Below are 14,976 nucleotides of genomic sequence, written 5' to 3' on the forward strand. Positions count from 1 at the left end.
GGCTATCGTCGCCCCCTCCATCGGCCAAGCCGCTGGAATTGATACAGGTATATTTATGTTAAAAAAACTTCTTTTTCTTTTTCTGTTGATTTTTGTGTCCGGTTGCTTTTTATCGGGCTTTCATTATCATGAGGACGGGCAACCTCACGACAATTGTCCCATTTGTGCAACAGGCGCTACCCCTTACTGTGTTTGCATAGTAAACCAGACAAGCATTCTCTGCAATGCATCAGCTTACTGCTCCCGCATTTCGGATCAGATCATAAAGGCTTCATCAACCTCTTTCCCCTCTTGCATGCACAGGGGGCCTCCTGAAACCCTGATCAATCTTTAAAACAACAAATAGAAACAATCTTTTAACTACTTAATTTTTATCGCTTTTTTAAGAATAAATCGGAGGTGAATAATGCGATACATTGTCATATTGCTGCTTTCTATATGTCTTTTTATATTCCCCGCAAAATCCTTCGGGAATGATATTGAATCAAGAATCAGGGCAATGGAGGAAACCCTCAAAACACAGCAGAAAACCATCGAAGAGCAGCAAAAGATTATTAATGAATTGAAAGAGCAAATTAAAACTGTAAGAACAGAGGAAATACCAAAAATCGAAGAGAAGGTCGCGGTGCCAAAAGAACAGGCCGGAGCGACAGGTCTTTTCGGGGGATCAGCTCTTACCAACCCCTATATATCGTTAGTTCTCAACACTTACGCCTACGGGTCTGATGTGAAAGAAAGCGAGTTAAAAACACGGGGCATCCCCGGATACACTTTTTTGGGAAATGAGAACAAGAAAAAAGGCTTTAACCTCGAATCGGCAGAGCTTTTTCTGTTCGCCCCTGTAGACCCTTTTTTCAATGCCTATGCCACCATCCCCGTCAAGGAAGATGGAGCGGAACTTGAGGAGGCATATTTTGTCACCACCTGCCTGCCCCAGGGTTTTCAGGTTAAAGGGGGCAAATTTAAAAGCGCCTTCGGAAGGATTAACGGACAGCACCCCCATGCCTGGGATTTTGCGGACTCGCCGCTCATTTACAGGACATTTATCGGTGATGAAGGATTAATAGAAAAAGGCGCCCAGTTTACCTATCTGCCGAGCCTGCCTTTTTATACGATACTCGGAGCTGAAATCCTCCAGGGCGATAACAAGTACCTTTTCGCGGCTGACGCGACACCCGGCCCGCACGCCTATACCACTTTCGCCAAATCTTCTTTTGATGTAAGCGATTATTCAACCTTTCTTTTCGGGTTGTCGATGGTAACAGGAAAAACCCGAACCAATACAATAACTTCTGAAAACAGCCAGTTCAGGGGAAACTCAACCCTCTACGGCGCCGAACTTACCTACAAATGGAAACCTTCAAAAAAGAAAAGTTTCATCTTGCAGAGCGAATACTTCCAGAGAAGACAGAGCGGTGATTTATACGACACAACACTGGCAACCATAAACCGCCTTACAAGGCAGCAGGACGGCATGTACATACAGGGCTTGTACCAGTGGGAACGATGGAGATTCGGAGCCAGATACGATGTTCTTGATCTTTTTAACAATGATTTTGTTCTTGCAGGCAACCGGACGGATTTCGGAAGAAGACCCTGGAGGGCAACGGGAAGCCTGGAATTCAATCCGTCGGAGTTTTCACGTATCCGCTTACAATATAATTATGATAAATCGGCAAGGAACATATTCAACCCTGCGAGTCCTTCGACAAATAATGAAGTTTTTCTGCAATTTATTTTCGGCATAGGCGCACATGCCGCACACCCTTTTTAAGGAGGTATTATCATGAGAAAGCTGCTTATGATTTTCATTATGTTTTGCCTGTACGCAACCCCTGCATTGGCAAAACTTAACGTTGTGACCACATTGCCCTGGATAGGGAGCATTGCCTACAGCATCGGAGGGGATAAGATTAAAGTGACCGCTCTCGTGAAGGCAAATCAGGACCCTCATTCCATCGAGGCAAAACCAAGCATGATTCTCGCGGCTCGGAACGCGGATATTATCATGTATAACGGCCTTGACCTTGAAATCGGCTATCTCCCGCTGCTTATCGAGTCGTCACGGAATCCGAAAATCCAACCAGGCAGACCGGGGAATCTTGACTGCTCGAATTTTGTGGAAGTCATAGAAAAAAATACAGCTTCCGACAGAAGTATGGGCGATGTGCACCCCCTGGGGAATCCCCATTACCATATTTCCCCGAAAAACATGGGAAGAGTTGCAAAAGGCATTACAAGGGCATTATCCGGCATTGATCCTGAAAACGCGCAGATCTTCGAAAAAAACCTTGCCCTCTTTAATGAGAAACTTAAGAAAAAACAGAATGACTGGGCTTCAAAAAACATCCGCGGGAAAAAGTTCGTATCCTACCACAAGTATTTTGAATACCTGGCATCGGAATACAACTTCCGGATCATCGGCTATGTTGAGCAGAAACCAGGAATTCCGCCCTCCGCGGCCTACATAGAATCACTAATAGACACGATGAAGAAAACAAAGCCCGATTCAATACTTACAATAGAATATTACGGCAGCGCCGGAATTGAACTGCTAACAAAAAGAACCGGCGTAAAAAGTATTGTCGTCCCCCATGAGGTGGGTTCTGCCCGCGACATACACGACTGGTTCGGACTAATGGACGCCGTATTCAAGTCACTGGAGTAAGAGGAGGTACAAATATGGAAGCGCTCAATATTTTTTTGTTTCCCTTTCTTGCATGTGTGCTGCTCATCCTGATCCACTCATACTTCGGCATCCATATCCTTGAAAGGGGCATTATATTTGTCGATCTCTCTCTGGCTCAACTGATCGGCGTCGGCATCGCCTTTTCCCTCCTTTTCGGTCATGACACAACGGACAAATATCTCTTTTCCATTGTTTTTGCCGTATTGGGCGCTTTCCTTCTTTCCTTTTCCCGGCAGATAGGAAAATTTACCAACATAGAGGCATTTATCGGGGTTCTTTACATTTTTTCCTTTGCCGCAAGCATTCTCATCCTTGACCGCACGCCTCACGGACTTGAAGAGTTTAAAACAATACTGAACGGCAATATTATATGGGTAGGGCAGCAGGATGTTTTACAGGCATTGGCGCTCTATATTGCCATCGGCATATTCCATTACATATTCAGGAAAAGATTTTTCGCCCTTTCCGCTGACGGAACAGGCGGGTTTATCTGGGAATTTCTGTTTTTTCTGAGCTTTGCAATGGTCCTCGTTAAATCAGTCCAGATGGCAGGCATACTTCAGGTATTTTCTTTCCTTATTATCCCTGCCCTTATCGGGAAACTGTTCACTGATAAGCCTGTAAAAATCCTGCTTCTCGGTTGGTTCCTGGGACTGCTTTCAACCCTTTTCGGTCTCACCGCTTCCTATAAGTGGGACCTTCCAGCCGCTCCGCTCATCGTGGCCTCTCTGAGCACCATGTTCTTCCTGTCCCTGATGGCAAAGGTGATATACAGGAAAAATATGTAAGCTGTAAAATCTACTTTTTTGCGGTTGCATTGCGTAGAACAGCCTCCATATTGCCTTTCCGTTGATTTCCGAAATTGCTATCACAGTGATAGCAATTTCTTCCGGCAGGTTTTCGTATCTTTGATTGTATCTCAAGATTCCCTCATAAGCCTATCCAATTACAAAAATGCATTTCTCTGTATGCTGCATTTACTCTGCGAGAGATAATGCCTTTAATTCCTTTCCTCTCGCCCCCTTGGCAGGGGACAGGTCCGCTCCCTTACGGTCATTCGGGCAGGTAAATGTTAAATTTTCGAACGTTACTTTAGCATTTGCTTCCCATGATTTCGTTGTCATATCAATGTTGTTATGGTACATTTTTGGCAGTTTGTATCCGATGATTTCAAACGATGATATGATTCTGCGGGCATACCTGAAAGCCTGATCCGGCATAATATGCTGCCGCAGTAAATAGGAGGCTTATAAATGGGATGGAAAGATAAAACAGGGCTGTTTTTTTACGTGGGTGTCCTTATCGTTTCAGGGATCGCCTTGTTGTCATCGGGATGTAAAAACAGCCAAACCAAAGAAGCCGGGTCTGCGCCCACCGTCGAAGTAGCCGAGGTTTTGGTGAGGGACATTCCCGTTTATTCTGAATGGACAGCCTCTACGGACGGCCTCGTGAATGCCACTATACGTGCCCAGGTCCAGGGCTATCTCATTGAACAGAATTACAAAGAAGGCGATTTTGTCAAAAAGGGGCAGGTTCTCTTCAAGATCGACCCCCGTACCTTCCAGGCAGCACTCGAACAGGCCAAAGGTCAACTTGCGCAGCAGCAGGCGCGGTGGGAAATTGCCAAAGCAAATCTTGAGCGTATCAAGCCCCTTGTAAAACTAAAGGCCATCAGTTTGAAGGACCTCGATGACGCTGTGGGCACCGAGCAGGCGGCTCTGGCTTCCGTTGCAGCGGCCCAGGCAGTGGTGGACAAGGCCCAGGTTGACCTCGGTTTTACGAAGATTACCTCGCCTATTGCCGGCATCGCCGGCATTGCCAAGGCACAACTCGGCAATCTGGTAGGTATCGGGTCTATAGAGGAGTTGACCACGGTTTCGACGGTGGATCCTATCAAGGTCTACGTATCCATGAGTGAACAAGAGTACCTGGAATATGTTCAGTACAACGGCGGGCACGGTCAGAAGCTGCCGCTTCAGATGATTCTTGCTGACGGCCGTATCCATCCCCACAAAGGAAGTTTTGCCTTTGCCGACCGCCAGGTGGATGTGAGGACAGGTACCATCAAAGTCGCGGCTCTTTTCCCCAATCCCGGAAATATAATCCGTCCCGGACAATTTGCGCGGGTTATTGCCCGGACAGCGATCAAAAAAGGCGCCCTTCTGGTGCCCCAACGGGCGGTGACGGAACTTCAGGGAGGATTTCAGGTCGCCATCGTGGCCCTTGATAACAAAGTCAGCATCAGACCCGTCAAAGTAGCGGAACGGGTCGATAACCTCTGGGTTATAGAAACGGGTCTCAAACCGGGAGAGCGGGTCGTGGCTGAAGGTGTTCAGAAAGTGAGAGAGGGGTCTGTTGTGACGGTAAAGCCCTTCGTCGGCGCCAGTGAGCAGGACACGGGGCCGAAGAATGTTCCCGGGACCCAGCCCAAAGAGGGAACAAAATCTGGAGATGGCTTAAAGCAAAAGGACAAAAGGGATTAAGGGAGGAAACCGGGCATGTCAAAGTTCTTCATAAACCGCCCTATCGTTGCTATGGTCATCTCCATTATGTTCGTTGTCTTTGGATTGGTAGCAATGTTTCAGTTGCCGGTGGCACAATTTCCCGACATTGTTCCCCCTGAGATTCAGATCTGGACAACTTATACAGGCGCAGATGCCGAAACAGTGGAGCAATCAGTCGCCACACCCATGGAGCAGAAGTTAAGCGGCGTGGATAATATGAACTACATGTATTCAGTGAATGCCAGTAACGGAACCATGCGTATCTTCGTAAACTTCGACGTCAAGACCGACCCCAATACCGATCTGATTTTCACTCAGATACGCCAGAACCTGTCTCAGCCTCAACTTCCCATTGATGTTCGAAATTACGGGGTGAACATTCAGAAATCAAGGTCATCACCGCTCATGATTCTGGGACTCTACTCACCAAAAGGAACATACGACTCAACATTCCTGGGGAATTACGCCAACATCAACATTATAGACCAGTTGCTCCGGACGCCCGGTGTTGCCCAGGTTAATCTCTTTGGTGCTTCAGATTATGCGATTCGTATCTGGGTCAATCCGGATACTCTGGGTAAACTGGGAATAACTGTCCCCGATATTGTCAGCGCTATCCAGAAACAGAACACCGTCAACCCTGCTGGGCAGATCGGGGCAGAACCGGCGCCTCCGGGACAGGAATTCACCTATACGGTCCGGGCAAAGGGTCGCCTTGTTTCACCGGAAGACTTCGAGGCAATTGTGGTTCGTGCAAACCCCGACGGATCGATTGTCCGGTTGAAAGACGTAGCCCGCGTTGAGCTTGGCGCCCAGGCTTACAACGTTAAGAGTCGGATAGACGGAAGAGATGCGGGTATGTTGGGCATCTATCAGTTGCCCGGATCCAACGCTCTCACAACCGTGGAGGGTGTAAAGAAGGTGATGGAGGAAGCTAAAAAACGCTTTCCCGCCGATCTCGATTACGTGGTTTCCCTCGACACGACGAGGTCCATTAATGAGGGCATCAGCGAAATTATTAAGACTCTCCTGGAAGCTCTGGCGCTGGTGATCCTCGTGGTTTTTCTCTTCCTTCAAGGATGGAGGGCGACTCTCATCCCTGCGCTCGCTGTGCCCGTCTCCCTCATCGGCACATTTGCCGTTTTTCCTTTTCTTGGTTTTTCTATCAACACCCTTTCGCTTTTTGGCCTTGTCCTTGCTATCGGCCTGGTGGTCGACGATTCCATCATTGTTGTAGAAGCCACAGAACGTCACATCGAGGAAGGATTGTCGCCAAAGGAAGCATCTCTCAAGGCTATGGAGGAGGTGTCAGGCCCGGTTATGGCCATTGCGCTGATTCTCGCAGCCGTCTTCATCCCCACGGTCTTCATTCCGGGCATCACCGGCAGGCTTTATCAGCAGTTTGCCGTGACCATTGCCATCTCAGTCATTATTTCGGCCTTTAACGCCCTGACCTTGAGTCCAGCGCTTTGTGCCCTGCTTCTGAAACCGGGGAAAACACATGGACCCCTCGCCCCCTTCTTCGAATGGTTTAACCGGGTCTTCAACAGGGCCTCCAGGGGGTATGTCAGCGTATGCGGGTCGTTGATCCGCAAGAGTACTTTCAGCCTTCTCTTCCTGGCTTTCATAGCAATTATGAGCGGTCTTCTCGGCAAGGGACTTCCTGCCGGCTTCCTCCCGAATGAAGATGTCGGATATTTCTATGTAAACATGGCTCTTCCAAACGCCGCTTCGCTCCAGCGCACCGCCGACACCATGAAAAAAGTCGAGGATGTCTTAAGCAAAACGCCGGGAATCGAACATTACCAGACTATTGCGGGACTCAGCCTGATGAGCATTGCCCAGAATACATACAGCGGTTTTGCTTTTGTAAGTCTGAAAGAATGGAAGGATCGCAAAAAGCCCGAGGAGAAGTATCTGGCGATTATGGACCATGTGAGGCAGGAGTTAGGCAAATTGCCCCAGGGCGTTTCTTTTGTCTTTCCCCCGCCCCCGATTCAGGGCATTGGCCTTGCCGGGGGTGCCCAGGTTGTCCTGCAGGATCGGGCAGGCAGGGATATTAACTACCTCTCGGAGAATGTGAACAAATTCATCGAAGCGGCGCGCAAGAGGCCTGAACTGGAGAGCGTGATCACCACTTTTCTTCCGGCAGTGCCTCAACTCTTTGTGGATGTAGACCGCGACAAGGTCCTCAAACAGGGGGTTGATCTGGGGCAGGTCTATCAAACCCTGCAGGCTTTCATGGGCGGCTACTTTGTGAATTACTTCAATCGTTTCGGCCGCCAGTGGCAGGTCTATGTTCAGGCAGAAGGAGCCTACCGGACAAAAGCCGAAAACATCCGACGGTTCTACGTGAATAATGACAGAGGCGATCCGGTGCCGCTTTCGGCATTGACAAACATAAAGTCGCGCCCGGGCCCGGAATTCACCATGCGTTACAACCTTTATCGTTCCGCTCAGGTCAACGCCACCGGTAAGCGGGGATACAGCTCCGGACAGGTAATGAATGCGCTGGAGGAGGTGCATAAGCAGACTATGCCTTCGGATATCGGGATCGGTTATATCGGCATGAGCTTCCAGGAAAAAAAGGCGCGGGAAGGCATCCCTGCGGCGGCCATCTTCGGTTTTTCGCTGTTCTGCGTCTTTCTGATCCTTGCAGCCCTGTATGAGAGTTGGTCCTTGCCGCTTAGCGTACTTCTCGGCACCCCGGTTGCAATATTCGGAGCCTTTGCCGCTATATGGCTGCGCGGATTGGAAAATAACGTCTATGCCCAGATCGCTCTCATCGTCCTCATCGGCCTGTCTGCAAAGAATGCGATTCTTATCGTCGAATTTGCGAAAACAAGACATGAGCAGGGGAAAGGAATTGTAGAATCTGCGCTTGAGGGAGCACAGCTTCGTCTCAGACCCATACTTATGACATCCTTTGCCTTTCTCCTCGGGGTACTCCCTCTTGCTGTTTCGACCGGCGCAGGCGGGAACGCTCACCAGACCATGGGAACCGCGGTAATGGGCGGCACAGCAACGGCATCGGTAATTGCTATTTTCCTTATTCCCGTTACCTTTTATGTTGTGGAAAAGACTGTCCGTCGGAAAAAGAAAAAAGCACCGGTCTTAGAAGAGGAGACGGCTGCAGGTCGGACGAATGACGGGAAGGAGGAGGATAACCATGCATAGGAGAAAAACTGCATGCAGCACTATTGTCACAATTTTCCTTTTTCTCTCCTTTTCCGGTTGCGCAATCGGACCAGATTACCGGCGTCCTTCCATCGACGCACCGTCATCATGGCGTCTCACTGAGCCCGAGGCAAAGGACCTTGCAGACACAACCTGGTGGAAACAGTTTGATGATCCTGTCCTTAACGAACTTATCACATCGGCACTCAAGGAGAACAAAGATCTCCGTATGGCAGCGGCAAGGGTTGAGGAATTTATTGGACGCTACGGCATTACGCGCTCAGCGCTCTTTCCGCAAGTCAGTGTGTCCGGCATCGGGCAGAGAAAAGGCGGGACGGATTATACCAATCCTCCCTGGTCATCTGCGGCTGATAACCCCTATAACAACTTTCAGGCATTTTCAAGTGCGAGTTGGGAGATTGACATGTGGGGACGTATACGCAGGGCCACCGAGGCAAGCCGCGCCGACCTGCTCGGCACCGAAGAAGGGCGGAGGGGCGTGATCTTAACGGTAGTAACAGCGGTTGCAATAGCCTACACAGATTTGCGTCATCTGGACAAACAGCTTGAAATTGCACAAAGGACGGCAAAAAGCCGGAAAGATTCCTTCAATCTCTTCAGCCTTCGCTTCGAACGGGGACTTATCTCGGAGCTGGAGCTTCGCCAGGCAGAATCTGAATATAAGTCGGCTCTTGCTACAATCCCTTTGCTTGAAAAGCTCATCGGTCAGCAGGAAGACGGTCTGAATGTGTTACTCGGGCGGAACCCAGGTCCCATACCGCGCGGCAGGCATCTTGATACCCTTGTGCTCCCGGAGGTGCCGGCAGGCTTGCCCTCTCAGCTTCTTGGCAGGCGCCCTGATATACGCCAGGCCGAGCAGAACCTTATTGCTGCCAATGCCCGGATCGGCGTGGCAAAGGCGCTCTATTTCCCCAGCATCTCTCTAACCGGTTCCTATGGTGTAGAGAGTAAGGACCTCTCGAATCTCTTCACAGGACCTTCCAAAATGTGGAGTTATGGAGTACCGGTTACGGTGCCGATCTTTACCGCAGGTGGCATTGCAGGACAAGTGAAAGCGGCAGAGGCACTGCGGGATCAAAACCTTATCAGATATCAACAGGTGATCCAGCAGGCATTCCGTGAGGTAGAGGACGCTCTTATCGATCAGCGAAAATCGAGGGAGCAACTGGCCATGCTGAAACAGCAACTGGAAGCGCTGCGCAGCTATTCGAGCCTCGCAACCCTGCGCTACGAGAATGGCTACACCAGCTATCTGGAGGTTCTCGACGCAGAGAGGGGCCTCTTTAATGCCGAGCTTGCCTATGCCCAGACTCAGGGGGTTCTCTTCCGGGCGCTTGTGAACCTTTACAAATCAGTTGGCGGCGGCTGGGTAGCACATGCGGATAAGATAACAGAAGAGAGATGAAGAAATATTTCATCTTTCTTTCTGGTGCAGATGCTAATCCGGAATAAAATAAACATAATGTCTTCATTTTCAATTCCCTGTTCTGCCTCTTTCTTATTTTGATTTGCTGCAAAGGGATAATTATATCCCTAATCTTTTAGGGATCAGTTTTAAAAGTGATATTGTGCAAAGCATCGTTATTATTGACTTTCCTGGGATTTTAAAAATCCGTGTAACAGTTACACGGATTTCCATAATTGCTTTCACAGTGAAAGCAATTTCTTCCGGCAGTACCCTGTGAGAGATAATGCCTTTGATTTTTTTCCTCTCGCCCACTCCCTTACGGTCGTTCAGCGAGAGATAATGCTTTTGAATTTTCTTCCGGACATTGCCCGGGTGTCTTTTTAATTATTTATAAATTCCCTAATATCAAAAATTACCTTGCATATTTAAAGGCTGTGTTTTAAAATGCAAGCATGATCCAAAGAAGCCTCCAGGGTGCCATCATCGCTTCCATGAAAAAATACCCGGTTGTCGGTATTCTTGGTTCCAGGCAGGTAGGAAAAACAACCCTTGCAAAGGCTATACAGGAGATGTTCCTGCCTGATTCGGTCTATCTTGATCTGGAGCTTCCTTCTGATTGGAACAAACTTCAAGATCCTGAACTCTACCTTGGGCAGTTCAGCAACACCGGTGTGATTATTGATGAGATACAAAGGATGCCGGCATTATTCCCGCTCATCAGGGCACTGGTGGATCAAAACAGAATTGGCGGTCGTTTCCTCATCCTTGGGTCAGCTTCACCGGATCTCTTGCATCGTTCCTCGGAGACCCTTGCCGGTCGCATCATCTATCATGAGCTTTCACCGTTCACAATGTTTGAGGCCAGCCATGACGAACCTCAGAAGCTTTGGCTTCGCGGTGGATATCCAGGAAGCTATTTGGCAGAAAATGACCAGGAAAGCCTTGACTGGCGGGAATCATACATAAAGACCTATCTGGAGATGGACATTCCGCAGCTTGGCATACGCATACCTTCGGCACAGCTCAGAAGGTTCTGGACCATGCTCGCCCATTTACACGGACAGCTCTGGAATGGAAATAAGATTGCAGGCAGCCTCGGAGTTTCGGCCCCCACTATCCGGCATTATCTGGACATTCTGGAAGATACTTTTATTGTAAGGCAACTTCAGCCGTATCATGCCAATGTCAAAAAAAGATTGATAAAGTCACCGAAGGTATATATCCGGGATGCTGGCCTCCTGCATGCCCTGCTGCGGATCAGAAACTTTGACGATCTCCAGGGCCACCCTTCACTGGGCAGCTCCTGGGAGGGTTTTGTAATCGAACAGATAATCGCTCTGTTGTCCGGTAATCGCGAGATATATTTCTATCGAACCAATGCGGGTGCGGAAATCGATCTTCTTTTTTTCGACAACAAGAACAACCCCGTAGCAGTCGAGATCAAATACTCAATGAGTCCCTCGGTCTCCAGAGGCTTCTGGAATGCCTGCGAAGACCTGTCCTGCACGATGGGATATGTGGTATACCCGGGCAATGAGATATATCCCGTAGGTAAAAACATCTTCACCCTGCCCTTCAAACAATTGGAAAAGATTCTTGAATAATGACAGCGACACGCTGAACTAAACCGCTACGCGGTGGCTCCCTCCAGGGCAATTCTTTTCTTTTCCATATCTTCCCGTAATCTCTTAACTCTTCCCTGTTACAAATAGTCTGCTTCAGGCGTACAATCTCCATATGTGCTGCTTTAACGGCAGCATCAGAAAAAAGCTTATATGTTATGCAAAATGCAAAACAAGCATATAAATGAAAAAACTTCTATGATATAATTAAATAAATAGAGATATGCCAAGAAAAATAAGAGACTTGATTAGAGATTTGGAGAAGGAAGGTTTTATAAATAGAGGAGGCAAAGGAAGTCACAGAAATTTTGTACATCCGATGCTGAAAAAGCCTATAACTATTTCAGGTAATGGAAATGAAGATGCGAAACACTACCAGGAAAAAGCAGTACAAACTGCCATTGAGGAGGTTAAAAAATGACCCCTGGATCAAAATACGTAAAAATCATTGAGTGGTCAGACGCTGATAACTGTTTCATAGGTAGTTGTCCTGAACTTTTCTATGGTGGGTGTCATGGAAACGATGAGCGCGAAGTATTCAACGAACTTTGTGAGATTATAGAGGAAACAATACTGCTCTATAAAGAGGACAACAAACAACTCCCTGTACCGATATCTGGCAAAGAACTTGTAAATAAGTTACAAAAAGTAGCATAATCAATCGCTGGAGCCAATCGGCAACAAACGGCGTTGCCTCCCGGTTATGCAAGCGTTAGATCTTATGATGATAAATAAAATAATACACGCAAAACGACCTCAAAAAACCTGAAGAATGGGGGTTAATATGTGGTTCAACAACCTGCAGATACTCAAGACCATTAGCCAGTGGTTGTTTTGGAGCATTGTCCTTATTCCGGCCCTATTAGCCATCTCAAAATTCATAATCGACAAAAGGATAGATAACGTAAAGGACCGCCTCTCAAAAGAACAAGAATCACAATATCAAACAAGAATCGGAAGTTTACAGACAACCATCAAAACTCAAGACGAAAAACTGAACACCCTCGATAGTCAATTGCAGTCTGAAAAGTTGATCATTAGAGATTTTGCCTCGATAGTCAAAGTTATTTTTTCTGGAAAATGGTCCTCAAAGCCATATCCTATTCAGATAATGTCACCGATAAACCATCAGTACTATTTGGAATTGCAGGGAGCAAATCCCAACAATTCCATTAAATTCTATGCAACACAACCCTATCATTTTCAATCTATTGATAATACGCGTGCCGTATTTGAGTCTCGTCAAGCTGTCAATACCGGGAGCTTCCCACTTGGCAAGTCAATTAATGACCTATCTTCTATTACTGAAATCCAAATACATGTGCCATTTATCCTCCATAATAACATTGAAGGTAACAGGGTAGCTTTTCACCGGGTCGAAGTAAAATTCGTTGTAAATGGTAAAGAACGGCATACCCTCTTAATCGAACACCCGTATGAATTGCCTATCATTGATACGGGGTCAATTGGCTGGGCAAATCTGGCAATTAAACTTGCCCCAAACGCTTTGTCTGATTGGCTACTCGGCGAGAAAGGGTAATAAATGAGGTTGTTTGCTGTGTTGACAACGACCACTAAGAAACAACGACGACATGCAAACTATATGTCTAACCATGCCATGCACCGGCCATAAAGCCGGCCTCCTGGTGATGGCTGTGTTAGAATTCATCTTTAAAGGGGGCTTCAATGAAAAAGTTGTGTTTAGCTTCTATTCTTGCGTTGCTATTGCTGATGGCGGGCTGTGCATCGGTACCGAAATGCTTTGTAAACGTTGACTCCTTACAGGCGCCAGGCACTGATGATAAAAAGAACTTCATCCTTCTTCCGGGCAATAAGGACACATCTTTAAGCGACCTTCAGTTTAGGGAATACGAGGCTTATATAAATCGCGCACTGATCTCAAGAGGCTTTGTGCCAGCAGAATCTATCGAAACAGCAAACCTTGCCATTTTTGTTGTTTACGGCATCGGAGACCCTCAACAACATCAATACTCATATTCAGTACCTGTGTGGGGACAGACTGGGGTCTCTTCATCCACGACACAGGGTATGTTAAGTACGTATGGAAATTATGGAACTTATAGTGGGACAACCACGTATAACCCAACTTACGGTATCAAGGGTTATTCATCTCACGTTGGCACTTATACAACGTACTTCAGATTCTTGGTGCTTGATGCTATTGACCTATCTGAGTACCGAAAATCAAAAAAGGAAGTGCAGCTGTGGAAAACAACTGTAACGAGCGCAGGCAGGAGTGGTGATCTAAGGCGTGTTTTTCCAATTATGGTCACTGCCTCAAAACCACATATCGCTACGAATTCAGGGCAGCAGATCAAAATAGAGATTTATGAGAATGACCCCAACATTCTCGAAATAAAAAACCAAGTGCCCATGAGCCCAAAAAAATGAGAGACGGGGACAGGGGCATCCTTCAATATTTCAATTAAACGGATGGCGTGAAGTAAAATGAATAGTCATAAATCTTCAATAATGAGACTTTGTAGACAATGTGTCTACAACATTTGTAGAAAATGTTTCTACAGAATTTAGAATCCCCGTAAAGCCAATACAGGCTTTGGTTTGAGCAATTAAGTATTATATGTATTCACTGTGAATGTAAGCATGGAAACCTGTTGATAAATGTTTTTTCTGAAGTACAGATGGGGACCAAGAGAACATTCCTGAAATGTTGAAATGTGATAAGTGCAAAATCTTATAATGACCGCCCCACGAGATAATACAGCCGACGTCTTACAACCATGGTTGATTTTGTCGTTATGCGATGAATATGAGCACAATATATAGCCATACATATTACCATACTTTAGTATTGCCAGAAGTGGGCAGTTCTGGTATAGTCTAATAATGAGAAAAGCAACTTTTGAATGGGATGAAGAAAAAGACAAGGAGAACCAAACCAAACACGGTATTTCTTTTCTGACCGCACAACAGGCTTTTCTTGATCCCCGCCGTGTTATCGCGGAAGACGTTACCCATAGCACCGAAGAGGATAGGTATTACTGCATGGGATATGTCGGTGAAGGTATTCTGACCGTCAGATTCACATACCGTGGCAATGTTATTCGCATCTATGGCGCAGGTTATTGGAGAAAAGGAAGGAAAATCTATGAAGACCAAAATAAAATACACTGATGAAACTATGGGCGATCTAAAGATCGTCAAAGACTTTCTCCCCCCACCCGATCAATTGGTGCTGAGGGAAGACAATGTGAAGGTCACCATATCTTTGAAGAAATCAAGTATCACTTTCTTTAAAGAACAGGCAAAGAAACAGAAGACTTCTTACCAGAAGATGATAAGAGAGGTAGTGGACTGGTATGCTTCACATTATCAGAAAAGTGCATAACCCGTCATTCCAGGGCATCCGCAAAGCGTCGCGCTGAATTCTGTGTTATATTTTGAAATGCATTTATAGAACGAAATGAATATAAGACAAAAAATACGAAAAGGTCTCATTTTATTTTCTTTCTTTTTATTCCCGGCAACTTTCTACTATTTATCTCCAGTGCTCATTGTTCAGGCAAGCTCAAA

General features: G+C 46.8%; 15 protein-coding genes. 13 read left to right on the top strand and 2 right to left on the bottom strand.

The annotated features are described in order from the left end of the window. Positions 1–406: 406 nt before the first annotated feature. The 3 genes from NT178_18640 to NT178_18650 are packed head-to-tail and all read left to right on the top strand — an operon-like array spanning position 407 to position 3,477. A complete protein-coding gene (locus tag NT178_18640; protein ID MCX5814536.1) occupies positions 407–1,774 on the top strand; it encodes a hypothetical protein in 1,368 nt (455 codons plus the stop codon). A gap of 12 nt (positions 1,775–1,786) precedes the next feature. Then, positions 1,787–2,668 carry a metal ABC transporter substrate-binding protein gene (locus tag NT178_18645; GenBank protein MCX5814537.1) on the top strand — a complete coding sequence of 294 codons (882 nt, stop codon included), beginning with the start codon at positions 1,787–1,789 and terminating at the stop codon, positions 2,666–2,668. Between the two features lie 14 nt (positions 2,669–2,682). Then, positions 2,683–3,477: a metal ABC transporter permease gene (locus NT178_18650; protein ID MCX5814538.1), complete on the top strand. Its 795-nt coding sequence runs from the start codon at positions 2,683–2,685 to the stop codon at positions 3,475–3,477. Positions 3,478–3,666: 189 nt separating this feature from the next. On the opposite strand, the gene NT178_18655 is transcribed toward NT178_18650, so the two are convergent. Continuing rightward, entirely contained in the window at positions 3,667–3,909 is a 243-nt protein-coding gene (locus tag NT178_18655) for a hypothetical protein (GenBank protein ID MCX5814539.1), read from the bottom strand. 33 nt (positions 3,910–3,942) lie between these two features. Between NT178_18655 and NT178_18660 the strand changes: the two genes are divergently transcribed. From NT178_18660 to NT178_18670, 3 genes are read left to right on the top strand one after another with little or no spacing between them, the layout of a single operon-like run. Continuing rightward, the gene (locus tag NT178_18660; protein MCX5814540.1) at positions 3,943–5,172 is read left to right on the top strand and encodes an efflux RND transporter periplasmic adaptor subunit; all 1,230 of its coding nucleotides are present in this window, start codon (positions 3,943–3,945) and stop codon (positions 5,170–5,172) included. A 15-nt stretch (positions 5,173–5,187) separates the two neighbouring features. Next, a complete protein-coding gene (locus NT178_18665; protein ID MCX5814541.1) occupies positions 5,188–8,370 on the top strand; it encodes a multidrug efflux RND transporter permease subunit in 3,183 nt (1,060 codons plus the stop codon). Beyond that, positions 8,363–9,796: an efflux transporter outer membrane subunit gene (locus tag NT178_18670; GenBank protein ID MCX5814542.1), complete on the top strand. Its 1,434-nt coding sequence runs from the start codon at positions 8,363–8,365 to the stop codon at positions 9,794–9,796. Before NT178_18665 ends, NT178_18670 begins: the two co-directional genes overlap by 8 nt. A gap of 120 nt (positions 9,797–9,916) precedes the next feature. On the opposite strand, the gene NT178_18675 is transcribed toward NT178_18670, so the two are convergent. Beyond that, on the bottom strand, positions 9,917–10,111 hold the full coding sequence (locus tag NT178_18675) for a hypothetical protein (GenBank protein ID MCX5814543.1): 195 nt from the start codon (positions 10,109–10,111) through the stop codon (positions 9,917–9,919). Positions 10,112–10,251: 140 nt separating this feature from the next. Between NT178_18675 and NT178_18680 the strand changes: the two genes are divergently transcribed. The 7 genes from NT178_18680 to NT178_18710 all read left to right on the top strand — a co-directional run bounded on the left by NT178_18680 (position 10,252) and on the right by NT178_18710 (position 14,791). After that, positions 10,252–11,403: an ATP-binding protein gene (locus NT178_18680; GenBank protein ID MCX5814544.1), complete on the top strand. Its 1,152-nt coding sequence runs from the start codon at positions 10,252–10,254 to the stop codon at positions 11,401–11,403. Between the two features lie 241 nt (positions 11,404–11,644). Beyond that, positions 11,645–11,842, top strand: coding sequence for a type II toxin-antitoxin system HicA family toxin (locus tag NT178_18685; protein ID MCX5814545.1), 198 nt, complete (start codon positions 11,645–11,647; stop codon positions 11,840–11,842). Beyond that, entirely contained in the window at positions 11,839–12,078 is a 240-nt protein-coding gene (locus tag NT178_18690) for a type II toxin-antitoxin system HicB family antitoxin (protein ID MCX5814546.1), read from the top strand. The genes NT178_18685 and NT178_18690 overlap by 4 nt, the downstream gene beginning before the upstream one ends. A 127-nt stretch (positions 12,079–12,205) precedes the next feature. Then, positions 12,206–12,961 carry a hypothetical protein gene (locus NT178_18695; protein ID MCX5814547.1) on the top strand — a complete coding sequence of 252 codons (756 nt, stop codon included), beginning with the start codon at positions 12,206–12,208 and terminating at the stop codon, positions 12,959–12,961. A gap of 146 nt (positions 12,962–13,107) precedes the next feature. Further along, positions 13,108–13,833, top strand: coding sequence for a hypothetical protein (locus NT178_18700; GenBank protein MCX5814548.1), 726 nt, complete (start codon positions 13,108–13,110; stop codon positions 13,831–13,833). A gap of 456 nt (positions 13,834–14,289) precedes the next feature. Next, positions 14,290–14,577 (top strand): BrnT family toxin, encoded by a 288-nt coding sequence (locus NT178_18705; protein ID MCX5814549.1) that lies wholly within the window; start codon positions 14,290–14,292, stop codon positions 14,575–14,577. After that, positions 14,552–14,791: a CopG family transcriptional regulator gene (locus tag NT178_18710; GenBank protein MCX5814550.1), complete on the top strand. Its 240-nt coding sequence runs from the start codon at positions 14,552–14,554 to the stop codon at positions 14,789–14,791. Before NT178_18705 ends, NT178_18710 begins: the two co-directional genes overlap by 26 nt. Positions 14,792–14,976 lie beyond the last annotated feature (185 nt).

This window comes from Pseudomonadota bacterium (genome assembly GCA_026388255.1).
Classification (GTDB): domain Bacteria; phylum Desulfobacterota; class Syntrophorhabdia; order Syntrophorhabdales; family Syntrophorhabdaceae; genus JAPLKB01.